General features: G+C 46.0%; 29 protein-coding genes. 4 read left to right on the top strand and 25 right to left on the bottom strand.

The features are described 5' to 3' along the window. Positions 1-24: 24 nt before the first annotated feature. From AC3WTJ_RS04125 to AC3WTJ_RS04110, 4 genes are all read right to left on the bottom strand, one after another. Entirely contained in the window at positions 25-900 is an 876-nt protein-coding gene (locus AC3WTJ_RS04125; RefSeq protein ID WP_157318610.1) for a carbohydrate ABC transporter permease, read from the bottom strand. A gap of 16 nt (positions 901-916) precedes the next feature. Continuing rightward, the gene (locus AC3WTJ_RS04120; RefSeq protein ID WP_492520693.1) at positions 917-1,882 is read right to left on the bottom strand and encodes an ABC transporter permease; all 966 of its coding nucleotides are present in this window, start codon (positions 1,880-1,882) and stop codon (positions 917-919) included. Between the two features lie 199 nt (positions 1,883-2,081). Further along, positions 2,082-2,525 carry a DUF2269 family protein gene (locus tag AC3WTJ_RS04115; RefSeq protein ID WP_492520692.1) on the bottom strand — a complete coding sequence of 148 codons (444 nt, stop codon included), beginning with the start codon at positions 2,523-2,525 and terminating at the stop codon, positions 2,082-2,084. A gap of 21 nt (positions 2,526-2,546) precedes the next feature. Next, a complete protein-coding gene (locus tag AC3WTJ_RS04110; protein ID WP_492520691.1) occupies positions 2,547-3,017 on the bottom strand; it encodes a DUF4267 domain-containing protein in 471 nt (156 codons plus the stop codon). A 119-nt stretch (positions 3,018-3,136) separates the two neighbouring features. Between AC3WTJ_RS04110 and AC3WTJ_RS04105 the strand changes: the two genes are divergently transcribed. Beyond that, positions 3,137-3,469 (top strand): winged helix-turn-helix transcriptional regulator, encoded by a 333-nt coding sequence (locus AC3WTJ_RS04105; RefSeq protein WP_492520690.1) that lies wholly within the window; start codon positions 3,137-3,139, stop codon positions 3,467-3,469. Here AC3WTJ_RS04105 and AC3WTJ_RS04100 read toward each other — a convergent pair. Continuing rightward, positions 3,466-3,801, bottom strand: coding sequence for a winged helix-turn-helix transcriptional regulator (locus AC3WTJ_RS04100; RefSeq protein ID WP_492520689.1), 336 nt, complete (start codon positions 3,799-3,801; stop codon positions 3,466-3,468). The two genes, AC3WTJ_RS04105 and AC3WTJ_RS04100, sit on opposite strands and share 4 nt — an antisense overlap. Positions 3,802-4,063: 262 nt before the next feature. Between AC3WTJ_RS04100 and AC3WTJ_RS04095 the strand changes: the two genes are divergently transcribed. Then, positions 4,064-4,963 carry an alpha/beta fold hydrolase gene (locus AC3WTJ_RS04095; protein WP_492520688.1) on the top strand — a complete coding sequence of 300 codons (900 nt, stop codon included), beginning with the start codon at positions 4,064-4,066 and terminating at the stop codon, positions 4,961-4,963. Next, a complete protein-coding gene (locus AC3WTJ_RS04090) occupies positions 4,960-5,475 on the top strand; it encodes a dihydrofolate reductase family protein (protein WP_492520687.1) in 516 nt (171 codons plus the stop codon). The genes AC3WTJ_RS04095 and AC3WTJ_RS04090 overlap by 4 nt, the downstream gene beginning before the upstream one ends. A gap of 78 nt (positions 5,476-5,553) precedes the next feature. Here AC3WTJ_RS04090 and AC3WTJ_RS04085 read toward each other — a convergent pair whose 3' ends face one another. The 3 genes from AC3WTJ_RS04085 to AC3WTJ_RS04075 all read right to left on the bottom strand — a co-directional run bounded on the left by AC3WTJ_RS04085 (position 5,554) and on the right by AC3WTJ_RS04075 (position 7,517). Further along, positions 5,554-6,357, bottom strand: a complete 804-nt coding sequence (locus tag AC3WTJ_RS04085; RefSeq protein WP_492520686.1) for a class I SAM-dependent methyltransferase — start codon at positions 6,355-6,357, stop codon at positions 5,554-5,556. Positions 6,358-6,467: 110 nt separating this feature from the next. Then, entirely contained in the window at positions 6,468-6,809 is a 342-nt protein-coding gene (locus AC3WTJ_RS04080) for a cupin domain-containing protein (RefSeq protein WP_492520685.1), read from the bottom strand. A 72-nt stretch (positions 6,810-6,881) separates the two neighbouring features. After that, on the bottom strand, positions 6,882-7,517 hold the full coding sequence (locus AC3WTJ_RS04075; RefSeq protein WP_492520684.1) for an FMN-dependent NADH-azoreductase: 636 nt from the start codon (positions 7,515-7,517) through the stop codon (positions 6,882-6,884). A 199-nt stretch (positions 7,518-7,716) separates the two neighbouring features. Here AC3WTJ_RS04075 and AC3WTJ_RS04070 point away from each other — a divergent pair, with 199 nt between their 5' ends. After that, positions 7,717-8,364 (top strand): GntR family transcriptional regulator, encoded by a 648-nt coding sequence (locus AC3WTJ_RS04070; protein ID WP_492520683.1) that lies wholly within the window; start codon positions 7,717-7,719, stop codon positions 8,362-8,364. Between the two features lie 72 nt (positions 8,365-8,436). On the opposite strand, the gene AC3WTJ_RS04065 is transcribed toward AC3WTJ_RS04070, so the two are convergent. The 17 genes from AC3WTJ_RS04065 to AC3WTJ_RS03985 form a co-directional block, all read right to left on the bottom strand. After that, positions 8,437-9,039, bottom strand: a complete 603-nt coding sequence (locus AC3WTJ_RS04065) for a DUF1003 domain-containing protein (RefSeq protein WP_492520682.1) — start codon at positions 9,037-9,039, stop codon at positions 8,437-8,439. A gap of 59 nt (positions 9,040-9,098) precedes the next feature. Further along, positions 9,099-9,428 carry an EexN family lipoprotein gene (locus AC3WTJ_RS04060; RefSeq protein WP_492520681.1) on the bottom strand — a complete coding sequence of 110 codons (330 nt, stop codon included), beginning with the start codon at positions 9,426-9,428 and terminating at the stop codon, positions 9,099-9,101. 27 nt (positions 9,429-9,455) lie between these two features. Further along, entirely contained in the window at positions 9,456-10,310 is an 855-nt protein-coding gene (locus AC3WTJ_RS04055) for an SDR family oxidoreductase (RefSeq protein WP_492520680.1), read from the bottom strand. Positions 10,311-10,801: 491 nt separating this feature from the next. Next, complete coding sequence (locus AC3WTJ_RS04050) at positions 10,802-11,770, bottom strand: MBL fold metallo-hydrolase (protein WP_492520679.1); 969 nt, start codon at positions 11,768-11,770, stop codon at positions 10,802-10,804. 2 nt (positions 11,771-11,772) lie between these two features. After that, entirely contained in the window at positions 11,773-12,573 is an 801-nt protein-coding gene (locus tag AC3WTJ_RS04045) for a hypothetical protein (protein ID WP_492520678.1), read from the bottom strand. 39 nt (positions 12,574-12,612) lie between these two features. Next, positions 12,613-13,989 (bottom strand): acetyl-CoA carboxylase biotin carboxylase subunit, encoded by a 1,377-nt coding sequence (gene accC / locus AC3WTJ_RS04040; RefSeq protein ID WP_492520677.1) that lies wholly within the window; start codon positions 13,987-13,989, stop codon positions 12,613-12,615. Continuing rightward, a complete protein-coding gene (accB, locus tag AC3WTJ_RS04035) occupies positions 13,986-14,498 on the bottom strand; it encodes an acetyl-CoA carboxylase biotin carboxyl carrier protein (protein ID WP_492520676.1) in 513 nt (170 codons plus the stop codon). Before accB ends, accC begins: the two co-directional genes overlap by 4 nt. A 49-nt stretch (positions 14,499-14,547) precedes the next feature. Continuing rightward, positions 14,548-15,561 carry an acetyl-CoA carboxylase carboxyl transferase subunit alpha gene (gene accA, locus AC3WTJ_RS04030; protein ID WP_492520675.1) on the bottom strand — a complete coding sequence of 338 codons (1,014 nt, stop codon included), beginning with the start codon at positions 15,559-15,561 and terminating at the stop codon, positions 14,548-14,550. A gap of 1 nt (position 15,562) precedes the next feature. Further along, positions 15,563-16,420 (bottom strand): acetyl-CoA carboxylase, carboxyltransferase subunit beta, encoded by an 858-nt coding sequence (accD, locus tag AC3WTJ_RS04025; protein ID WP_492520674.1) that lies wholly within the window; start codon positions 16,418-16,420, stop codon positions 15,563-15,565. A 2-nt stretch (positions 16,421-16,422) separates the two neighbouring features. Continuing rightward, positions 16,423-16,812, bottom strand: a complete 390-nt coding sequence (gene acpS, locus AC3WTJ_RS04020) for a holo-ACP synthase (RefSeq protein WP_492520673.1) — start codon at positions 16,810-16,812, stop codon at positions 16,423-16,425. A 5-nt stretch (positions 16,813-16,817) separates the two neighbouring features. Beyond that, entirely contained in the window at positions 16,818-17,285 is a 468-nt protein-coding gene (locus AC3WTJ_RS04015) for a 3-hydroxyacyl-ACP dehydratase FabZ family protein (RefSeq protein WP_492520672.1), read from the bottom strand. A gap of 17 nt (positions 17,286-17,302) precedes the next feature. Next, positions 17,303-18,085 (bottom strand): enoyl-CoA hydratase/isomerase family protein, encoded by a 783-nt coding sequence (locus AC3WTJ_RS04010; RefSeq protein ID WP_492520671.1) that lies wholly within the window; start codon positions 18,083-18,085, stop codon positions 17,303-17,305. Then, positions 18,082-19,620: a phytoene desaturase family protein gene (locus AC3WTJ_RS04005; RefSeq protein WP_492520670.1), complete on the bottom strand. Its 1,539-nt coding sequence runs from the start codon at positions 19,618-19,620 to the stop codon at positions 18,082-18,084. Before AC3WTJ_RS04005 ends, AC3WTJ_RS04010 begins: the two co-directional genes overlap by 4 nt. Next, positions 19,610-20,434: a 2-oxo acid dehydrogenase subunit E2 gene (locus AC3WTJ_RS04000; RefSeq protein WP_492520669.1), complete on the bottom strand. Its 825-nt coding sequence runs from the start codon at positions 20,432-20,434 to the stop codon at positions 19,610-19,612. The genes AC3WTJ_RS04005 and AC3WTJ_RS04000 overlap by 11 nt, the downstream gene beginning before the upstream one ends. Then, positions 20,434-20,676 carry an acyl carrier protein gene (locus AC3WTJ_RS03995; protein ID WP_492520668.1) on the bottom strand — a complete coding sequence of 81 codons (243 nt, stop codon included), beginning with the start codon at positions 20,674-20,676 and terminating at the stop codon, positions 20,434-20,436. The genes AC3WTJ_RS04000 and AC3WTJ_RS03995 overlap by 1 nt, the downstream gene beginning before the upstream one ends. Further along, positions 20,673-22,586, bottom strand: coding sequence for an HAD-IIIC family phosphatase (locus AC3WTJ_RS03990; protein ID WP_492520667.1), 1,914 nt, complete (start codon positions 22,584-22,586; stop codon positions 20,673-20,675). Before AC3WTJ_RS03990 ends, AC3WTJ_RS03995 begins: the two co-directional genes overlap by 4 nt. Further along, complete coding sequence (locus tag AC3WTJ_RS03985; RefSeq protein WP_492520972.1) at positions 22,583-23,608, bottom strand: beta-ketoacyl-[acyl-carrier-protein] synthase family protein; 1,026 nt, start codon at positions 23,606-23,608, stop codon at positions 22,583-22,585. Before AC3WTJ_RS03985 ends, AC3WTJ_RS03990 begins: the two co-directional genes overlap by 4 nt. Positions 23,609-23,654 lie beyond the last annotated feature (46 nt).

Raw genomic sequence — 23,654 nt, 5'->3', positions numbered from 1 at the left:
ATCCATAGTCGGATATTTGCCTCATTACCCTTTGATTGAACCTACCATGACACCCTTGGCGAAATGTTTCTGCAAAAACGGATAAACAAATAAAATCGGGACTGTCGCAATGACGACAGCAGCCATCTTCAAAGTCTCCGGAGGAATGGACTGCTCGTTCATCAGCTCCTGTGCAGCGCCTCCTCCTGCCGCCGTAGACGAATCGATCAACATGTTCTGCAGCAGAACTTGCAGCGGCCATTTCGAAGCATCGGTCATGTATAACACAGCCGAGAAAAAAGTGTTCCAGTAGCTAACCGCATAGAAAAGCCCGAACGCCGCTAACGATGGCAGCGATAAGGGTAAAATAATTCGGAACCAGATCCCGATATCATTGCAGCCATCCATCTGAGCCGCTTCCTCAAGGCTATCCGGAATGCTGTCGAAGAAACCCTTCATCAGAATGACATACCAGCCGCTCGTCAGCACCGGGATAATCAATGCCCAGATACTGTTGATCAAGTGCAAATCGCGAATGAGCAAATACGGTGGAATCATCCCCGGGTTGAAGAGCGTCGTCAGCAGAATTAACAACAGAATCGCCCGGCGTGCCGGCATTCTTCTTCGCGAAAGTGCGTAAGAAAGCGCCGCCGTAATGACCAAGCTGCAGAATGTGCCGACAATCGCCAAGAAACCGCTGATCATCGAGGCATTCAGGAAAGACTTTGTCGACAGCAAATATTTGTAGGAAGCCAGCGACCACGTAGAGGGAAACAGCCGGAGCCCTCCCTTCAAGTATTCCGATGGATCCATAAACGAAACGACGACGACATAATAAAGCGGGAACAACGTCACTAGCCCAATAAGAGCCAACACCGTGTAGTTAACAATCGGAAAGAGGTCCTTCGTGCTCTTTCTCATTCTTCATCCTCCTTCCTTAATACACGCCTTCTTCGCCAAACCGTTTGGCCAGCTTGTTGGCGATAACGACCAGCACCAGCCCCACGACTGACTTAAAAAGCCCGACAGCCGTACTGAAACTGAACTGACCTTGTTGAATACCGAGCCGGTACACATACGTATCGAAAACCTCGCCTACGGTCGATACCGCCCCATTCCCCATAAGGAATACTTGTTCAAAACCGACATCCATAATATTTCCTATTCGTAAAATGAGTAAGATAAGAATCACACTGCGGATTCCTGGTAGCGTAATGTGCCAAATCTGTCGCAAACGCTTAGCTCCGTCGATTTTGGCTGCTTCGTATAACTGTGTATCCAACCCGGCAATAGCCGCCAGGAAAATGATCGTGCCCCAGCCCGCTTCCTTCCAAATCGATTGCACCGTAAGCAAAATCCAGAACAATTTCGGGTTTGTCAAAAAATCAATTTTGGAAAAGCCGAAATACACCAGCAGGTTGTTGATCGATCCATCTGTCCGCGTCAACATCAGAATCGTGATTCCTACAATGATGACCCAGGACAAAAAGTGCGGCAAATAAACGATGGATTGGACCAGCTTCTTGAAGGGCTTGCTCATGACTTCATTCAGCAGCAACGCAATGATGATCGGCAGCGGAAAATAAAAGACCAAATTCATCAAATTAATCGCCATCGTGTTGCGGAACAACATCATAAAATCAGGGTTGGAAAAAAAACGGACAAAGTGCTCAAGCCCGACCCAATCACTTCCAAACACACCTCTGTACGGTGAGTAATTCTGAAATGCAATAATGATGCCCCACATCGGTACATACTTGAACAAGATCATAAACAGAATGCCCGGCAACGCCAACATATACAGAAATTTATCGCGTTTCATAATAGCCCAAATCCGGGATCGCTGCTTGGTTGCAGGAGACCCAAGTTCCGACGGTAAGTGTTGACTGAGTTCACTGTTCATTCTTTTATTGTACACCTCCTCTCGCTTCTCTTGGTGTTCGAATTGATACTCACAGCCTACGAGAATAGCGTTCTTGCCGCAATTAGACTTTTTTTCTCAGTGAAATTCCGCGTCATTACTGGCTTTTCGCTCGCTACAATAAAAAAGAAGAACAAGTCGCTAATCTGTAAAGATAGCAGCCTGTTCTTCTTTTTTATCACTACGGTTTAAACACCATTAACAAAATGACGATGAATGCAGCAAGATTTGCAATCACTTCCAACCAGGCAGATCGCCTGCGACTTTGCCTGTACGCATCAGGCAAATCATCGCCCTGCGTCATCTGCAGCAGTGTAAGCTGCTGCTTAATGCCCGCCGGAATGAGTCCAGCAAAGATGACGAGAATGACTAGGAAGATGACAATCGAGAGCAAATACCACAGCTCTTTGAACAAAGAGGTTTCAAGAAAGCCAAGGGCCAAACCTGTAAGCAGCAGCAATGTGCCGCCTAGTTTAGGGAGGATTGCCGTCTTCTCCAACAGTGCGAGCGCGAACTTGGCTTGACCTGTTGTTCTGGCGCTGCTCATAATTAAGGGGTAGCAGATGACAGCAGCCATAGCTGTTACGGCTGCAAGGATATGGACGAATAACAGGTAAATATACATGTACGGCCCCCTACTTTTGATTTAAGCTTCTAATGAGGATATTGTTTTGATAGTTGCGGTTTTCGTACTTATCGTTGTTTCTGTATTCGCGATCCGGGCACGCTGCTCTTCGCGATATAACATCCAACCTACGACAAGTCCGTAAACGGCGGTAACAATATGGATCCAAGAAGGCGTTTTATCTGCGGCATTTGTTATTACCAATAGGGCATCGATAATAGGCATTACTATAGAAGTTAGCATGACAACAAGCATTGCTTTTCTCATTCGGAGTACCATTAAAGCTAACAGGAAGATACCAATAAACAGATCACGATCTGCTTTAATATGAACAAGATATTTATCAGAAACATCATGCAGAGGGAGGCCAAAATCCCGAATCGCCGCTTCCGGTGTGATAAAACCTTTTACTCCTAAAAACAACATCAACAGCGTAACAACCCCCACTAACCAAAACGATACTGACTTTAATCCCCAATTCGATGTGCTCATTTTTTTGTCTCCTTTTTCCAATTTATTTGATTGACTTTATTGTACAGCGGGACTATTATTCTGTTAAGAACGCACTTTAAAGTACGCCACATACTTAAAAGTAAGGGTGTGATATATCAATGATTCATCAGCGCGAGTGTCCCATCGAGACGGTCATTCATGTTTTAGGTGGAAAGTGGAAACCGACGATCTTATGGCATTTAGTTGAATCAACCAGGCGGTATAACGATCTGGAAAAGCTAATTCCGGATGTCTCCCAGAAAATGCTCACACAACATCTTCGTGATTTAGAACACGAAGGCGTGATCCAAAGAACGGTATACCCTACCGTCCCTCCAAAAGTAGAATATTCGCTTAGTGAATATGGCCGAACATTGGTCCCTGTAGCAGAATTCATGTGTGCTTGGGGAGAAAAACATAATGAACGCAAACAAAAAGAACCTGCCTCTTAAAGCTGGTTCTTTTTGTTTGCGTTTAAGTCATTTTCCTGAACCCAAGCCCACATAGCTGCAAAAATAGGCTGCAGTTCCCACCCGCGCTCCGTTAGCTCATATTCTACATGTAGGGGAACCCCGGGGTATAGCGTGCGCGTAATAATGCCTTTTTCCTCTAGTACCCTCAGTCGATCTGTTAATGTCTTCGGGCTTATCGGGTGCAACCTTCGCCGCAACTCTCCAAATCGCTTCGTGCCGACGAACAACTCCAACAAAAGAGGAAGTGTCCATTTACCATCCAAGATTTCGAGCAAAGGATCAATGGCTTCGATACAAGAACGATCCAACATGCACGTTTCCTCCATAGTTCATTTTGTGAAACTATTGCACCTTATTGTAACTACTTTTCAAATGTACCACAGTACTGTAGTCTTATTGAAGAGCAGAAATATAAGATTCTACTTCATATCGATATCAACCCCTGCGTGGTGCGCGCAACCAGGGCGATTAAGCGATAGGATCAGGGCTTTCTACTATTTCAATAAACTGAATATTCAGTTATTTAATCCATACCATTTAAACTTTGCCTGAAAAGGCTGATTGGAGGCACATATGCAAAGACCATTTGCTGTAGATCCATCGGAGTATCCGTTTAAGGACAACTGGATGCCGTATCGCGATGGCATGATTCATTACGTTGACGAGGGGCAAGGCCCCGTCATTCTTCTTCTACACGGAAATCCCACCTGGTCGTATCTTTACCGGAATGTCATCAAAGAGTTGAGTGGTGAATGTCGGCTTATTGCACTGGATTACCCAGGACTCGGGATGTCACGGGCTCCTTCCGGCTATGGCTACACACCTCAGGAGCATTCGGAAGCGGTCACGGAATTCATCCGGCGCTTAGATCTCAGAGACTTCGTACTAGTCGTGCAAGATTGGGGCGGTCCGATCGGGTTCAATTACGCCGTGAAACACCATGAGAATTTGCGCGGAATTGTCCTTATGAATACATGGGCATGGCCGGCAACACTCCCCGCGATGAAGCTATTTTCGTTAGCGATGGGGGGATGGCCAATCGGTTATTGGCTGCAAACAAGGCATAACTTTTTCGCTAAGAAAATTGTTCCACATGGGATCCATCATACGGAGAAAGTCACGAATACCTTGAGAAAGGCCTATACCGATCCATTCCCAACGCCAACATCACGGAAACCTACCTGGGTATTCCCGAGGCAGATCCGAAAGGCACGACCTTGGTTTGAGGAGATCGAGAAGAAACTTCCGGTTCTATCCCATATGCCAACTCAGATTCTGTGGGGGACGAAAGATAGTGCGGGCTTTCCACCCGAAGAGATGGCCAAATGGCAGAGTTATTTGAAAATGAATGAAACCGAGTCGTTAGCCGACGCCTCCCACTATGTGCAGGAAGATCGGCCAGACCGGGTGACCGCATCCATTCGCAGAGTCCTTAAACGGACAGCGCAACAACCTAAGGAGGTTATAGGATGAAAACAATTTTATGGGCGACTTTAACAGGAAATGGAAACTACGCGCAATCGGGTCCGAACAACCCGCCGAAGCAGGAAGCCCTCACCGATTTTGCAGCACATGCCCAGGCAGCAGGTAATTTCATTGCAGGAAGACGTACGTTTGAAGGGATGCAGGCAAGCGGCGGTGGCGACGCTTTTGCCGATATGGATATCGTCGTTGTATCAGGGAGCGTAAAAGAAATCCCCGGTGTGACGGTTGTTGGCTCGCCGAGCGAAGCCCTAAGCTACCTGCGGAGTAAAGGCTATCCAACTGCCCTCATTTCGGGAGGTGCACACCTTCACAATGCTTTCCTAAGTCAAGGGCTTGTCGATGAACTCATATTCAATATCGCGCCGGTACTCGAAGGCAAAGGCCTTAATCTATTAATCGATACGGAGAAATACCGATACAAAGAGGTGGAATTGTTGAACTTCAAGTCGCTCGGCAGCGGCGTCGTTCAAGTGCACTATGCGATTAATCATACAATGTAGGAAGCATCGTATAGCCTTCCCAGCAGGATGCACACAAAAACCGCGCCTTTTAGGACGCGGTTTTTGTGTGTTAATCAACTACGCTTTCGTTGCTTTTATAGATAGCCATTGAGGAATAGCAGCTAAAGGATTTTTACGCCAGTTGCAGTGGTCTTCAAGCTCTTGTTCTGATGGTCGTGCCCCGTCATCGGTCGAGTCGTCTACCCAAAACGAACCATGCTCCGCATACATTTCTTCTATACGACTAACGCTAAGATTTGCGGATATGATAGCATTCATAATGTCTTGCATTCGCCACTTATATGTTGGTATCTCTCCAAAAGGGCCTATTACATCGTATGGTTTTTCAACCGTTAACGACTTACTCGCGATGATACCAAAAGGACGCATAAACGGATGTATATCAAACATGATGTAGGTCCCATTTTGCTTAAGTACCCTATGTATGTTCTTATACATGGATCTTAAATCGTTTATCCAAATATGAACGCCGTTTGATGTGTAAACAAAGTCATAGTCATTATGACGAATATCAGATAATTTCATCGTATCGTCGCAAATGAATTCAATATCCCAATGATTATTTTTCGCAATTTCATAAGCATTCTCTACTTGTTTCTCAGAAATATCACATGAAGTCACTTTTGCACCCATTAAATGAAAAGCAAAAACAGCATGATTATCGCCACTTGAGGGAACCAAAACCCGCTTGCCACTCATATCTGGCATAGCTTCTTGAATCATAGCATACGTCATGCTTGGAAAAGCCGACTCGGGACAATTTATTATTTTTGCGATGGCTTCATCTGATCTGTACTTTTGATACCAGGTATCAGACCACTGATTCCATTGCTCTTTGATGACATTTGTATTGGTATTCACGTTCCCACTCCCCTCTTTATTAGAAATATACTTTCTGCAAAGACTTAAATTAAGTATGCAGTTAATCCCAATAAAAGGAAAGTGAAAAGATTGTTTAAACTAAACTTAACTTAATCGACGACAATCCGGTCGCCCTTGCTGATTGGTTGCGAAATGACTAAAAATTCAACGTCTTCATTTGATCTATTAAACAATTGATGAGGGACTAAGGGAGGAACTTCGACTCCTTCTTGTGGATGCAGGACAACTTCCTCCCCCTCCATTTCCATGGTTGCAATACCCGACAGAACGAAGAAAAACTGACGCGATTGCTGGTGATAATGTTTAACTTCTGCTGTATCTGCAGGCATCCTTTCATGAATGACGCTCAAGTCATTCTTTTTAACTAAATGCCATCCGTCACATTGATCTCCCCACATATAATGTTCCGCATTGTGTTTACTTATTTTCATATCAATAAGCTCCTTCTCCGTAGGTTCAACAGAGCATTATTATACATAAAAATGAATAAAAATTCAAAATTTTTAAAATTTTTGAGCTAACTCACGAGCGTATTGAATGGACTTCTCTTTAATGGCCGATGCTTGATCAGGCTTTGCAGCAACGCCTTCTATAAAGATGCCTTCAAACGAAGGGACCGCGAAAAATTCCATAATTATTTTTAAGTGACGATGACCGATTTCAAATTCTGCAAATGGCCCCCCTTGCGCATAAAAATTGCCGCTTGCCTGAATATGTACAGCCTTTTTATCTTTTAACAGCCCAATAGGACCATTGCTCGTATATTTAAAAGTTTTTCCAGCAACACAAATCGAATCAATGTAGGCTTTCATCACGGGTGGGAATGAAAAATTCCACATAGGATTGACGAACACATATTTATCCGCATCAACAAATTGATCCACCAATTCGCCCATCCGATTTAATTTGTCTTTTTCTTCTTGTTTCAATTGATGAAAAGAGGTGCCAGAGCTTAATTTTCCCCATCCGTTGCAGACATCCGAATCAATTTGTGGAATGTTCATTTGGTAGAGATCAAGATACAGCACTTCGTCACGGGGATTAGCTTCTCTGTACGCCTTAATAAACTCATCTCCGACGGATAAACTATAGGAATTCTGGTGATCAGGGTGAGCTGTAATATACAATACCTTCGCCATTTTACTTAATCTCCTTTTTTTTTGCTTCATAAACACTAGTAAGACAACTGGGAGATTCAAAATGTGACATCCCTTTTTGAAGCTGAAATGTCATCTTGTAAAGAAAGCTTTACTTGCGAAATCTTCTTTTCATCGCATATGATACATGGTAGACACGCGGGTCCACCCCAAAACATCGTGCGAGAGGACTAGCAAGCATATGGCTTCCGTATCCTTGATTCAAACTGCCTATGATTATATTCATAGTCAAATCATGCTGGGAGAGTTCATGCCCGGCACGCTCTTATCTGAAAATGAACTGGCCGATTCCCTCAACATGAGCCGAACGCCGGTGCGAAGCGCCATTACGCAATTAGAGCACGACGGACTGGTCGTTTCTCTGAAGAAGCGCGGCGTTCTGGTCAAGGAGCCCTCCTTGAAAGAAGCCATGGATATCATGGAGATTCTGTATGCGTTTCAGAAGCTGGCCTTGGAGCATATTGAAACCCACGGCGAGGTGCCGGACCTGAAGAAGCTCAAGGAATGCCTCGATCTGCAATTGGAAGCGACAGAGCAAGGTGCTTACTACCTCTATGTCAAATACACGCTGCAATTTGCGTATTATTTCATCAGCATCCTGAACAATAGTGCCATGCTCAAGATGATGGAGCTTTATATAGATAAAATCGTGCTTTATGCCACCATTAATTTTAAAATCACACCGCATGAACCACACTACTCCGGCAATCGTGTGAATCAAGCGCTCTATGAAGCTACTGCCGCTAAAGATTGGGCAGAAGTTCGCCGCATTGTCAAAACCTCCCATGACCATAGCCGTGAACGGATGGTGCGGTTAGGCCGCATATAACGCCAAAAAGCGTAAGGGACATGGTGCGTCCCTTACGCTTTTTCATAATATCGCTGCAATTTAGCGGCAGATTCATTCTTCTTTCTTTATATCAAGTCTAGAAAGCCTAGATTCTATTGAAGCAAGAAGCTTTTTAATCTCCAACAACTCGCCATTAAACTGATCTAACGTATTTAAATCATCTTCCTCCATACGGTGCAGATGTTTTTGAATATCATCAATTTCTTGCTCTGCTTTATAATTAATGGCGAAATCGATAACCGACTCATGTTTATCTCTGGCACTTTGTCGATTTTGGCTCATCATAATTATGGGCGCTTGAAAAGCTGCAAGAAAAGATAAGCATAGATTCAGCAGGATAAATGGAGGCTCGTCAAAGTGAAGAGGTTTGATGAAAGGAAGCGTATTCCAAATCATCCATACGACCAGCACTGCACCGAAGCAACCGATGAAAGTCCAGCTTCCACCGAACTTGGCAATGCTATCGGCAAGCCGATCGGAAATCGTTGTATTTTCCGAGTACTCTTCATCCACCCGATTTAGAATACTTTTTTCATACTCGTCAACCAATCTGTCTATACGCAGCGCATTCGATTCACTAAGCTCAATATCAAACCCTTGAATGATAGAAGCCTCATCAAAAAAGTCATCGTTTTGCATATTCTTTTTGTTCATTTCTCGAATTCCATCCTTGTACACGATTAGTGCATGATTCCACCAAATTTATCTTTAACCTAATCGCGGGTTGTTATTCGAGGAATTTCCATGATCATCCTATTGTCCTTGTCATACGCTGTTAATCTTAATTCGTTCATTTCAACTAAACTGTAAAATACTCTCTTCCAGTTCGTTTGAACGATCGTTCCCTCTATCAATTGATTGTACTTATCTATGATATCTATCTTACTGATTTCGGGCCTTTCCATAACTGAGCCTTGATAAACGATTTCGCGACTTTCTTTTTTATGATTTTTATAAAATGCTTCTTCTACTGTCTTGCTTTTACATCCAGAAACACACACGCAGATTAGAATAAATACTATAATGGTTTTGAATATTTGCAATTTCCCCCTCCGTGTAAAGTGGGCATGCTACTGCAAAGCTTTTTCGACAAGTTCCCTAGTAGGAGTCTGACACCCAATCAACTGTTGCAGATCATCGCTTGTACGCTCCATTTGTCCTTCTGCAATGGTACGATAAATAAAAGCCGTTGTTTCCGCAAAAGATTTCGGCAGCCCGGCCTGAACAAGCAAGCTCTTCTCCTCCTCATACGACACCGACTGATGAGTCACGCTTTTGCCGGAGATTTCCGAAAGTATATGAGCCAAATCATCAAAACTCCACGGAGTGTTGGAAACGAGAGTATATTGCTTATTTTCATGTCCTTCCTCTGTCAGAACTGTTGCTGCCGCCAGAGCTAAGTCGCTACGACTAACCGAGTTTACTTTCCTATTATTGGTATTAGTGAAAATTGTACCATTCTCTATAAATATTTTAAGTGAAGCGTTAATAAAAAATTCCGTATAACCGCCATTGCGCAAAAAAGTGAAGGGGATCCGAGTCGTATGAATCGCATTCTCCGTAGCCAGATGAACACGAGCAAATGGATTGTCCTCGGCAAAGGCGAAGCTTGTGTAAGCAATATGTTGTACATTTTGATCTCTGGCTGCTTTGACAACATTGGCATGTTGAACGACGCGCAGCGTATCATCGGATTCTGAACTGGAAATGAACAGCAGCTTCGTTCCAAGTCTAAAAGCATTCTGAAGAGATTCCGGGACATTGTAGTCTGCCAGACGAACTTCGACGCCGAGAGCTGCAAGAGCAGCCGCTTTTTCGAGATTGCGAACAACCGCGATAATATGGCTTGCCGTTACTTTTTTTAGCAGATGCTGTATAACGAGATTGCCCAACTGACCTGTCGCTCCTGTGACAATAATCTTCATCAACCGATCTTCCTCTCTATTCGTTCGTTGCGAGCTATACTTTTAAAATAGCTTTTGCCGAAGCGATCCACAAGTGAGTTAATCCTTATAATTAAATTTTACTGCCACACGATGTGTCCTTTTCACCTCATCATTTCGTCTATTTGTAAGCATTCAAGCGCTTTGAAACAAAAAAAACCGTCAGGGACGGTCCTTATCATGATGGATACTCTGTGAAGAGGAACTGGAGTCCGCTATTTAGAGAAAAACGACCAGTTTCCTCAGTGAGCGGGAACTGCAGGACCTTATTTCTCCTCCATGGTGCGTTTTCCACTTGAAATCGTCAAAATAGAGTACCGTAGTTCCCCTCGCGTTTTAAAATATGTATTTTCAGCTCTATAGAGGCCTGTAGTTCCCCTATAGAGCTTCCCGAGGTTTCCGTCATCCCAAATTTTACCAAAAATTCAGAAGTATAACTATAGTACTCAAGATACAATTCATCAGTCCATGTGTTAAATAACATAATAGTGCCATACTTGGCCAATCCGCTTTTTGCCTACTTTATTTTGCAACTCCAAATAATCCAGACACCCGATGATCTCCGCCATCACGAAAGGAAAATCGCTTATATACAAGTTTTTGTATAAGGCCACGCCAAGCTCGCTGGGCATCGAAATCCCGCTAGCAACCAGCTGCCAAATCCGATTCACCCGTCGATAAATGTGCTGTAATCTCTTCGAAATAAGTTCCTTATACAGATAAATCGGTTCGCCATGTCCGGAAAATACCGTCACCATAGGAAGCTGCAAGCACTTCTGGAGCGAGGCCACATGCTGGATTAAAGACGGCATGCGCCGTCCCGTCTGATCCGGCTCAATCAGCGCGCTGCTGGACATATGGCCGATCATCAAATCTCCGGCAAATAGCCATTGCCGCTCTCGATTGTAAAGAGCAATGTGGTCAGGAGAATGGCCCAAGGTTTCTATGACCTGCACGCCCGCGACGGTGTCTCCGTCATATAGCGGTACAATGTCTCCCACAATTCGATGCTCGTTCATTGAAGCGGCTTCTTTTAATTTTTCCACTTGCTGTAAACCTAACTCGCCACAACCCATGGATGCATATAACTCTCCGAAAAATTGAATCCTAAACTGCAAAAAATCCCTGTCTCTCTTTAGCCTGTGAAGCGATTCGTGATGGGCATAGATCGGAATGTCATGATTGAAAGTAATTCTATTGATAATACCGATATGGTCTTGATGGCTATGCGTAACGATAATCCGATCCAAATCTTCCATGGCTAATCGATTAACAGCCATCGTTGTCAAAAATGCCGTCCAGCACTCTTCGGAGTTAACTCCGGCATCAATCAAAGTAAGCGCCCCGGCTTCCTCAAGCAGATAAAAGTTAAAGGTGCGCAAGCTGCGTGGAGTCGGAACGACAATCGGATACACCGTACACCCTGCTTCCGTTATTATCAAAGCTATTTCAATCTCCTTCTAGCTTGTTCAGGCTTGTTTATTTTTTCTTTATGGATGGACATCCAGGCAATGTTGACTTCATATGAAATATTCAAGGAATAATGCAAGACGGCTGTCACATGTTCTTTCCAATTTTGAAGCGACTCGATCGAGCACCCTCGCTGCAAAGACAATTTAATGAATACTTTATTCCTATCGACTTGAATGGAATGAATCTGCAGCATGGGATCTGCCGAAAGCGTGACGATATCCCTTATGCATTGCGGGTATATGGTTATTTTATCCCTAGAGAACGCAGGCTTCACCAAGATAACTTCTTCTCTCTGTTTGCCAAAATATATGGTCTGCTTGCTAAACCAGCCCACATACGTTTTCTCGACGTCATCCGGCAGAATGGGAATCACATGATACCCGATGCGCCGGCGTTCTCCAGCCAATTTCAACTCTTCCTCCGATTGGAAGGATTCGATAGGCAGCCATTCGATGGCACTCGGCAAATTCAAACGCTGCACAATTTTTTCGACCATTTTCTTGGACGTACCAATCACTAAAATCTTCTTAATCCCGGACCTTACAATATAATTATACACTTGAAGGCGATGGGCGTCTGTGAAAAAAATAGCTGTTTTCGTAGCTGCATACGCGGTGCGTTCATTTTTCGCGGATTTCCCTGCTACACGTTGTTTGCCCATAATGAGAATGCCGTCATCCACCACAGCATCAATCTGATAGAGAGCAATAATCTCGCTGGATTTGTAACTCTTGCCGGTTCCACTTTTGCCATACAATCCGTATACTTTCATTCTGCACCATTCCATCTTGATTAGCAGCCCTAGCCCCGGTTACGGCGTGTCACCCGCTGTGTTCACATCGTATTCTTCCAAGAACTTGATATCGAAACTCCCACTAACAAATACCGGATGCTGTAAAAGACTCTGATGAAAAGGAATCGTCGTGCGTACACCCTCAATAAAAAATTCACCAAGCGCACGCTGCATTCTTGCGATGGCATCATTCCGGTTTTTGCCCCACACAATTAGTTTGGCAATCATGGAATCATAATGTGGAGGAATGCTGTAATCCACATAGACAGCGCTGTCGACACGAACACCAAACCCGCCTGGCGGCAAATAAAATTGAATTCTGCCCGGCGACGGCATGAAATTTCGTGCAGGATCTTCCGCATTAATCCTGCACTCGATGGCGCAGCCTCGAATTTCCACATCTTCCTGGCGAAATGAGAGCTGATTTCCTTCCGCTACACGAATCATTTCCTGCACGATGTCCACGCCGGTAACCATTTCGGTCACGGGATGCTCCACTTGTATTCTCGTGTTCATCTCCATGAAATAAAAGCTGCCGTCCTCGCCTAGCAGAAATTCCAATGTCCCCGCCCCGACATAGTTCACCGATTTGGCAGCACGTACCGCCGCCTCGCCCATTCGTCTTCGTATTTCCGAAGTCAGCGTTGGGCACGGGGATTCTTCTACAAGCTTCTGGCGCCTGCGCTGAATGGAGCAATCTCTTTCACCCAAATGCACCACGTTGCCATGTTGGTCTGCCATGATTTGAATCTCCACATGCTTCATCCCGGTTAGAAATTTCTCCAAATACACGCCCGCATTGCCGAATGCCATCTGAGCTTCCTGCTTGGCAGCCGCTACCTGGCGGATCAGTTCATCTTCGTCGTGAACGACGCGAATTCCCTTGCCTCCGCCACCGGCTGTCGCTTTAATAATGACCGGATAGCCAATGTCCCGTGCGATCCGGATCGCTTCCTCGGTGGAATCGACGATGCCTTCCGACCCCGGAATAACGGGGACTTGCGCCTCTTTCATCGTCATCTTGGCTGAAGACTTATCACCCATCCTGGCAATAGCAGACGCAGAAGGTCCGATAAACGTCATATTCACGCTCGAACATAATTCAGCGAAATCAGCATTCTCAGCCAGGAAGCCATAACCAGGATGGATAGCATCCGCCCCGGTCAACATCGCCACACTGATCAAATTGTCGAAGCGAAGATAGCTGTCCTTCGAAGCGAAGGGGCCGATACAGTAGGCTTCATCCGCCAATTGTACATGCAACGCGTCGCGATCCGCTTCCGAATAAACAGCCACCGATTGAATGCCAAGCTCTTTGCAAGCTCGGATAATACGTACGGCGATTTCCCCGCGATTGGCGATAACCACTTTTCGAAACTGCCGAACCTCACTCATATTGGCTTCACCAGAAACATCGGCTGCCCATATTCCACGAGTTGGCCGTTTTCCACAAGAATCTGCACAATTTCGCCTGCACATTCCGCCTCGATTTCATTCATCAGCTTCATGGCTTCCAAGATGCACACGACCGTCCTTTCTTTCACCTGATCGCCTACTTTTACGAATGCTGGTTTATCAGGTGAAGGCGCGTGGTAGAAGGTTCCAACCATGGGCGATACGATCGGTTTGAGTTCCGCTTTAGCATCCGTTAGAGGGCGTGCAGAACTCACCGTTTCTACGGCAACGGCCGTTTGCATAACGGAAGGTTCCCTCTCTTGCGAAGACGCTTGAATCTGTGTCACTGGAGAAACGGGACGGTAATCCGTTGGTGCCGTAACCCCAGCTCTCGTCTTATTTTGTATGGATATCTTTAAACGCAAGCCATCCTTTTCCAACTCCAGCTCCTCGATAGAACTAGCATCGACGGCCTTAATTAGGTCGCTAATTTCCTTAAAGCTCAACATGCTGCATTCTCCTTCATCCGACGTATCCTTATGGTTTCTGTCCTAAGGATTACACGTTGATTAAAATTTCGGTATGCATGACTTGGGTATTATTCTTATGAATCTTGGGTTCACTGGCATCGAAAGTAAATGTTCCCATCTTACGGAACTTCTTATAGCGGTCTTCACGCAATTGTTTTTTGTCCATGAATTGCAGTACACGCAGATGTCGAAGGACGGCATTTTTCATGAGAGCCGCTTGTACTTCCAGACTGGCAGGAGACGGTTCGGGGATGATGTCATCGATGATTCCAAGTTCCTGTAAATCTTGCGCCGTAATTTTCATTGCTCCTGCAGCTTGTTCCGCCTTGGACGCATCTTTCCACAAAATGGCCGCAGCCGCATTCGGTGAAGCAACCGAATAAATCGCATGTTCCAGCATCATGACTCTGTTCCCTACACCAAGTGCCAAGGCACCGCCGCTGCCTCCCTCCCCGATGACGATGCAAATGACAGGGACGTCGAGCTTGGACATCTCATATAGATTACGGGCAATCGCTTCGGATTGCCCCCGCTCCTCAGCTGCTTCACCCGGGAAAGCACCGGGCGTATCAATAAAAGTAATAAGCGGACGGTTAAACCGATTAGCTTGGTGCATCAGGCGCAGCGCCTTACGGAACCCTTCCGGATGGGGCATTCCGAAGTTTCGGCTCAGATTCTCCTTCGTATTTCTTCCCTTTTGGTGACCGATAACGGTCACTGGGATACCGTTTAATTTGGCAATACCACCTACAATGGCCTGGTCATCTCCAAACAAGCGGTCCCCTTGCATTTCGAAAAAATCTGTAAACATGTGCCGTATATAATCAAGTGTTGTGGGACGCCCCGGATGCCGGGCGATCTGCATCTTTTGAGCCGCTGTCAAATTATTGTAAATTTCATCCTTCAAAGTGTCGAAGCGCTCTTCAAGGACGGAGATTTCATGCTGAAAATCCATATTTTTATCCGCGGAAAAAGATCGCAAGTCTTCAATTTTACCGCGAAGCTCCGTAAGCGTTTGTTCAAAAGGCAGATCATTGCGCATGTTACACAACCTCCTTGTGGGATGGATGAAGCTCCAGCAATTGAGCTAGCGATGCTCGCAATTCTTTCCGGTGAACAACCCGATCCAATTGACCATGATCCAAATGAAATTCCGATTTCTGGAAGTTATCGGGCAGCTTTTGTTTAATCGTCTGTTCGATGACGATACGTCCGGCAAATCCGAACGCGGCGCCGGGCTCGGCCAAGATAATGTCGCCAAGCATGGCAAAGCTTGCGGAAACGCCACCGTAAGTCGGATTGGTGATGACAGAAATGTACAATCCGCCCTGTTCCTGAAACTTGGCGATCGCTGCGCTGGTTTTGGCCATCTGCATCAGACATAGGATGCTTTCCTGCATACGGGCTCCACCCGATGTGGAGAAAATAAGCAGCGGCAGCTTTTTTGCCATCGCAGATTCGATCGCCCTCGTCACCTTCTCGCCGACCACCGAGCCCATCGTGCCTGCGAAGAAGTCAAAGCTCATGATCACGCCGACAAGTGGCATTCCGTTAATCTTGCCTTCTCCCGTAATAACGGCCTCCTTAAGGCCCGACTTCTCCTTCTGTACCGCTAATTTATCCGGATACCCAGGAAATTCGAGCGGATCCTCGGAAATCATGTCCGCGTCAAATTCCTTAAAGCTGCCCTCATCGAAGGTTTCTTTAATTCGCTCTGGCACACTCAGTTTGAAATGGTGATCGCATTTCGAGCATACCTTGGCGTTCTTGTCCAGCTCTTTAAAGTATTGTATCGCTGTGCATTGCGGGCATTTGCTTAACAGCCCGTCGGGGATTTCAGGCGGAGTACGGTCTGATGCCGACGCAATTGTGGCATACGATTTTTTCCTTTGAAATAACATGGCTACACCTCTACCCTTTCAATCATGACAACCGCTGCCGCGGTATGTTTGGTGTGCGTAATTGTGACATGGGAACGAATGGGCTCCTTATACTGATTCACTATTACAGCTGGCATCCACAATTCCGGTTTGCCCAAGCTGTCTGGCACGATCTCAAGGCTTTTGGGTGTTACAATACTCGAAAGCCCCGTCCCCAGTGCCTTAGATGCGGCTTCCTTAGCGGCAAAACGTCCGGAAAGCCATTCCGTTCTCCGCCTCGGAGCCCGCAATTGTTCGTACAGATGGAGCTCCCGTTCTGACAGCAACAACCGGATGAAGGAGGTTTCTTCTCTTGCAACGATTTTCTGAATCCGTTCGATATCAACCAAATCAAGCCCGATCCCTATCAACATAGCGACTATCCTTCGGGGAGGAAAAAGATCAGTTCGCCTTTTGCTACTTTGGCTTGCGTGCTGCCATTAATGATCCGCACCTTGGTGGTATGGTAACTGCCGAGCTTCTCCTTCATTTCCACAATGATGTGTAAAGTGTCGCCTGGTCTGCTTGGATTAATAAACCGGAAATCTTGCGTACGTACCAAATAGCCAATGCGCGACTCCGCTTTATCCGAATCTTCCAATGCAATCGATAGCAGCATACTTGCCTGTGCGGCCATCTCAATCATTAGAACGCCTGGAACGATCGGTTCCCCGGGGAAATGTCCGGCGAAATACGGTTCATTATAAGCAACATTTTTCACGCATTCGATAGTACTGCCTTCCAAACGGATCACGCGGTCGATAAATAGGAACGGAGGAGCTTGCTTCAAGATCTGGTGCGGCGGTCTGTTCAGTACATCCATTCGCTTATGTTCCAATACGCTCATTCGTTATTAACCCCCTGTCAATTAGTCAGTGATATCCCTGCAACGCTTTTTAATCGGCCTGTAAGCTCTGGAAAGTTCAAGCAATCCGTCAGATACCTCTTCTCCTTCTCCAAATGCTCTTCCAAAGTGGAATAAAACGACGTGCGCAGCAGCTCTTTCATCCGCTGCAGATTCCTGGCTTCGCCTTGCACGAACTGACGGCATAACGTATCTATGCGCTCTAACATGACTGCTCTTTTCTCTACGACATCATGAAAGAGCCCCCAATCCTCCACTTCTTTCGCTGTAAACATCCGTCCGGTTAGCAGCAATTCCATCGTATGCGAAAGTCCGATATAACGAGGTAGGAAATAACTCGCGCTGAGGTCCGGAGTAAACCCCATATAATGGAAGTTCTCGATAAACTTCGCTTTCTCTTCTGCGATCCGGTAATCGCAAGCAAGCATAATGTTAAGACCGCCGCCATAGGCATATCCGTGAACCCCTGCAATGGTCAGTTTGGGAGAATGATAGATTTCCAGAATCACTTGATTGAGTTTCTCCACCACCTCGGACAACAAGGCCGCCCCATTCTGAAGCGTGGATAGTTCAATGAGTTCATCCAGTGCAGGACCGGAGGAAAAAAACGCTCGCGCCTTGGAAAGGAACACAATCGCATTGCAGCTCGGGTTCTCATTCGCTTCCCGCACAGCTTCATATAGTTCAGTGGCCATTGCCAGATCCAAACTATTTTTCGTTTCAGGGTTGTTCATTAAAATATAATAAATCCCTTCTTTATCGTCGACTTGTATCGAACTCATAAACCTTCACCTGCCTGAACCAATAATTTCATCTCGCTTGACGAAGAAGAGGTTTCATTTATGATTTTATGATACAGCTTATATCCGGATAGCAATGCAGATACAACTCCGCCGCCCGGATCGGTCCAGTGACCGGATAGATAGAGCCCAGAAATCGGAGTACCGTGCTGTGGGCGCGAAGTCATCTGCTTCATATTCTGCTCCCAACCGTAGGTGGCGCCTTGGCTGTTGTTTGTATATCGCTCCATCGTAAGAGGCGAACCGGATTCAACAAAATCGAGATGACGGCCTAAATCCGGTATGGCTTTTTCCGCCATACGTATTAGTGCTTCTTGATACTTAGGCTTCTCCGTTTTCCAATCCGCACCGACATCATAAGGAACAAGCGTCGTCAGAATCGCCGTGTGTTTTCCTTGCGGGGCTAGGCTTGCATCAGCCAGCGTCGGGCATGAAATAGCAAGACCGCACAAACCATCAACACCCGACTGCTTCAAATTCAAGTGTTGATCATAGGTTTTGGAGTAGTCATAGTGGTTGTAAATGAACGTTTCATGAGCCAGCCCGTACGATTCCAAAGGCAAATCGGTTCCGATAAAAACTTCGAACGCCGACATGGAAACCGTCATTTCAGCAAGGCGTTTCACATATCTGGCAGGGAAATGCTGTTCCCCGACGAGCCCGTGCACCATTTTTTTCAGATCCCCGTTACAGATAACAATCGGCGCCTCCACATACTCTCCGGTTTGCAAAACGATTCCCTTCGCTTGTCTGTCTTCAACAACAATCCGTTTCACTTCATTGCGCAGGCATACTTCGCCACCGCATTCTTCAATGCGTTCCACGAAAGCATTAGCCAGTTCTTGAAAGCTTCCTTTTAAATAGTAAATATCTTCATTAAAATAACTCATAGTGGCATAGGCGAAATATAACGCGCTGCCTCGCGTAGGTGGTGCACCATAATAACTCCATAGTGCGGCAAACGTATACGCTGCTTTTTCATCCGTCAAATGCTTAAAGAGCAGTTCATGGAACGTCATATAACGGTATTTCATAATGACCTGATTGGACATGACATGAAACGGATCACGGGCATGAAGCAGCTCAATCGTTGCGTTATAGATTTGCTGCATGTCGTGGACGAGATTCACAAACCTGTTCCTTTGACTCGGAAAAAGGCGAGCGTAGGTTTCGATCAGTCCCTCCACTTGTCTTGGCACCGTGAAACGGTGTTCGGGATAGATGGCAGTAAAGATTTCAGGCAGTTGAATAAAAGGCAGTTTACTCGCAAGTCCCGCTTTGCTAAGCAGGTCATGAAGCAATCCGTGTTTCTCCGCACCGGCAACAATGCGAACAGCAGCATCAAATGTATACTTATGCCTGCCAAACGAATGCGCATACCCGCCGGCAAAATAATGCCGTTCGGCCACTAGCACAGAGTAACCTTGTTGAGCTAAGTAAGCTGCGGCCCCTAAGCCCCCCATACCTGCACCGATCACAATGACATCATATTTGTCCTTTTTAGGTTTACGAGCCAATGAAACTCACCTCTTTTTCCTCATTGTTTGTTTGAATAGATGAAGCATGAAACTCCAGAAATTCCTTTACTTCAGCGAGGATGTCGGCGGCGAGGGCTCCATCAATAGCCCGATGATCGAAAGCGAGGCTTAGTTTCATCATCGGGCGGATCACAATTTGACTTGCTATTGCGACGGGCTTGTCTTGGGTGGTTCCTACCCCAAAACAAAGGGTATTTGAAATAATCGGGTAAAATGCTTGGATCGGCCGATGTCCGAGAGAGGTGATGGTGAACGTCCCTTGCAGCTTGTCACGGTTTTCCAGCTTTCCCATGGCCAGGCGGTAAGCGATTTTGCCCAGCCACATCGGCAGAGACTGAAGTTTGCGCACGCCGTTGAATTCAGCGATATCGTCAACATCTCTGTCACGATAGTATTCGATCACCTTCTGCATCTCTTCCACGGACTTTTGATCCGAATCTGCAATGAGTCCCGACAATACAACCCGACTCCCGCCAATCGACTTATCCATGGTGAACTTGGCCGAAATGTTCGAATACACAGCCACTTTCGGAATCCATCCATGCTTGACGGAAGCGTTGGCCTCTGGATACTTCTGAAGGATCCGGGATATAGCCTCGATCAAATAAACAAGAAAGCTAATCCGCTCTCCGGCTGCTGCACGTTCCGCTCTTCGCTGCTTAACAGCTGACATATCAATCTCTGTATCTATATAAACCGCTTTGAATTCCTTGGCATAATCCAAAAAGTGATAGGTATGTCTTCTTGCCTGCGGCATTGGATAAATGCTCGCCTTGCCCCTGGCACGAACCATTAAACAACCTCCTCGGTTGCGGCGATAAGCAAATCCTTCAGACTTTGTGCGTTCATCACTTGTTCAACCGGCAGACGTACACCTAAGGCCGACTCCAAATGCACCATTAAACGCACCGCATTTACGGAATCCCAATCCGGCAGGTCTTCCATTCTCATTTCGTCATGCAGGTCATTTTCGTCCATATCCAGTACGTCGGCAACGACTTCCTTGAGTGCTTTCATCCCAATCATTGCATTCATTGAGCAGCAATCTCCTCTCCGGTTAACATGTTAATCCATGCAACTTCATCAGGTATGTTCTGCAATCGTTGGACAAATTGCTGCTTCCGCCCATCCACAGGGGCATCTTGATCAGCTTCTACGCGTTCAAACCCGTGCAGCACGTAGAAATCCTTCACGATCACATTCTTCACTGTAGGAATATACTCCCCATAAACTTCCTGAACACCTTCTTCTTTGGCCTTCCATAACACATGGCGCAGAACGGCGGTCTCGATTTTTCTGGAAAATACCCGGCAGCTCATCATGAAATTATCAATCCGCCACTCCGTCGCTGACTTCTCCACAAGTACGCAGCCGATTAAACCGTAGTCACCGAAGCGATCTTTGGTCTGAAAACCGAACACCCAATAGTCGCCACTATTTTCGAGCTGTTCAATCTCTGATTCCTGATAGCGTCTAGACGTCATGTTAAACTGGTTCGTTCTCATCGTTAGCTGGGCAAGTCTCGGAAGGTGAAATTCATTGGCGGGCAAAAGATTCACTTGAATATCCAACGTATGCAGATAGTCTTCTACAGATCCGCTAGATTGCTTCAACTGCTCCCTTTCAACCTCCAGTTTATATTGATTCGTGCGGTCCAAATCTGTCGTTGTCAGCTTGTTCAGGTTGAACCAGCCGGCAGATAATAGAGACTGCGTATAATAGGAAGGGTCTTGAGGCATCTCAGGCACCGTGACATCAGCTAATGAATCACGCACCAGATTCCGCTCGAATGGATTGTCATCAATAAATACCAGACTATCGAGTCCGATATTCAGTACGCTGGCAATCGTCTTAATATTCTCGTGTTTAGGATCCCAATTGGCACGAATGATGACGATATCTTCCAAACCAAGCTGCATATGCGGATGCGTTTCGAATATCTCCCGCACGACGGACTCTTCATTTTTGCTGCTCACTGCCAACAGAACACCTTGATTCTTCAGCTGCCGGATTGCTCTCTGGAAATCCACAAAGATTTTGCCCGGTGCCGAATCGCCCAAATGCACGCCGTTTATTCCGTCGTCGCCGACGATTCCGCCCCATAGTGTGTTATCCAGATCAAGGACAAGACACTTCTTGGTTAAGCCCAAGATGCCTCTTGCTACTTTGACGCTTTCTGAAGCGTAAGCAAACAATACGTCCTGACTTAGATGAAAGCTTCCATACTGCACTAATCGCGGGTCGGAAAGGTTAGCTACTTGATGCTCTTGCAGCAAAATTTCCGTATCCATTACGATGACCAGACTCCAAGCATTAGCCAAATCCAAAAGCCCGATGTTGAAGGATCGCCATATCCGGCTGATCTTGGCTTTCGTCTTATAATCGATTTTGGTATTATACGTTTCTCTAGTCAGCGGAACTGTATTGAACACCAGCAAGCCTTTGCAATGCTCTTGATAAATGCCTATGAGCTGCCCCAGCTGCTCCAGCTTTCTTTCACAAGCAAGCTCCAGATCAGCGATATCCCAATCACGAGGCAGTTCTTCCATGACGGTATGTTCATCCAGCAGGCATACCGTCAATTGCGGAGACATCTCGTATAAGCCACTGCCCGCGTTTATAAGCTCATACACATATTGATTGAACCCTGCTGCGTACACGTCAGGCCAGACGCCTTCGCACAACAATAGAGGTCTAAGCATGAGCGGAAAAGAATCACTTGTGAAGCTGCTGAGCACTGCTACCTTCAACGGTTTTATAGGCTGTGTATCTGCTTCTTGCCAAGCATCAAGAGCAACGTTTTTTAACATATACCCGATTTTTTCACAAAACATGGCATCGCGGTTTGCCTGAATGGCACCGACGACCTGTTGCCGATTCGCACCGAGCGAGCCATCGTTCTTCATTTGACGAATGCTTGCAATGAGTTCTTTATTCGTTATCATCTGGCTTCCTCTTTCGTTAAAGCCATGCCTGTCTTAATCCATTTGGAAGATTCAATGGCGATGCATACCGCTTTTTCCCCAGGCTCCATTCTGTCGATCAGCTGCTCCAACTGCAAATACGGGAGCGCATTCCCGTTATTCCCTGTCTCAGCGACACAATTGATTGTTCGAGCTGAATCTAGTTCAAGGGATTGCACGATTCGATCGGTCATATGTCCGCCTAATTGCGGAGGCAAATAATGATCAACAGACTCGACGGGACATTGCAGCTTCTCCAAGAGTTCCTCCAACATTTCTTTGGCCATAACGGGAACATCCCGTTCAATCGCTTTGTAGTCCTCCTTAGCAGACTGAACTTTCTTGCCCTCTTCCGGACTTTCTTGCAGACCGAACCAATTCATCACTTGACCTGGCTCCCGGTTTAAACCCTCAAAGCGGTTGACGATATGCGAAATAGTGATGCCCTCATGCTCCGAATCCGTGGATAACACGGCCGCTCCTGCTCCGTCGCCGAACAAAGCTAGATTAATCAATTCCGAGGAGCGCAGCTTTTTAAAATCTCGGCGGAAACTCATGTATTTGTTACAAACATCTCCTCCGATAACAAGTGCATTCGTGAAGGCTCCTGTAAGCAAGAAGCGATACGCAACCTCCAAGCCTTGAATGGCACCAGAGCAACCTGCTTGAATTTCATAGGTAGGTACCCGATTCATTCCGAGCCGATCAGCTACCAGATTGACTGTTGCAGGCATCAAATGATCCGGTGTCGCTGTCGACATCACAATTAAATCAATATCATCACTCGTGAAACCTGCTCTTGTTATGGCTTTCTGTGCTGCTTCATAGGCGAGTTCTTGCAGCTGGTATTTGACGGCCTTCTCGTCCAGATCGACGGCAAAATGCCGTGTTTTTGTACCGATCATGAGGTCGATCCAATCTTCGCGCAGTCCAAATACTTCTTCCATCTTGGAATTAGGAACCGGATTCCCTGGAAGCGCGGTGGCAACTCCAATGAGCTTCACAGATTTCAAATGATTTTCCTCCCCTGAGTAAGAATGTCGAATTTTA

Source organism: Paenibacillus sp. FW101-FHT12H11 (assembly GCF_058790355.1).
The sequence above is the reverse complement of the archived record's forward strand: the minus strand, read 5'-3'. Positions and strand labels throughout refer to the sequence as shown.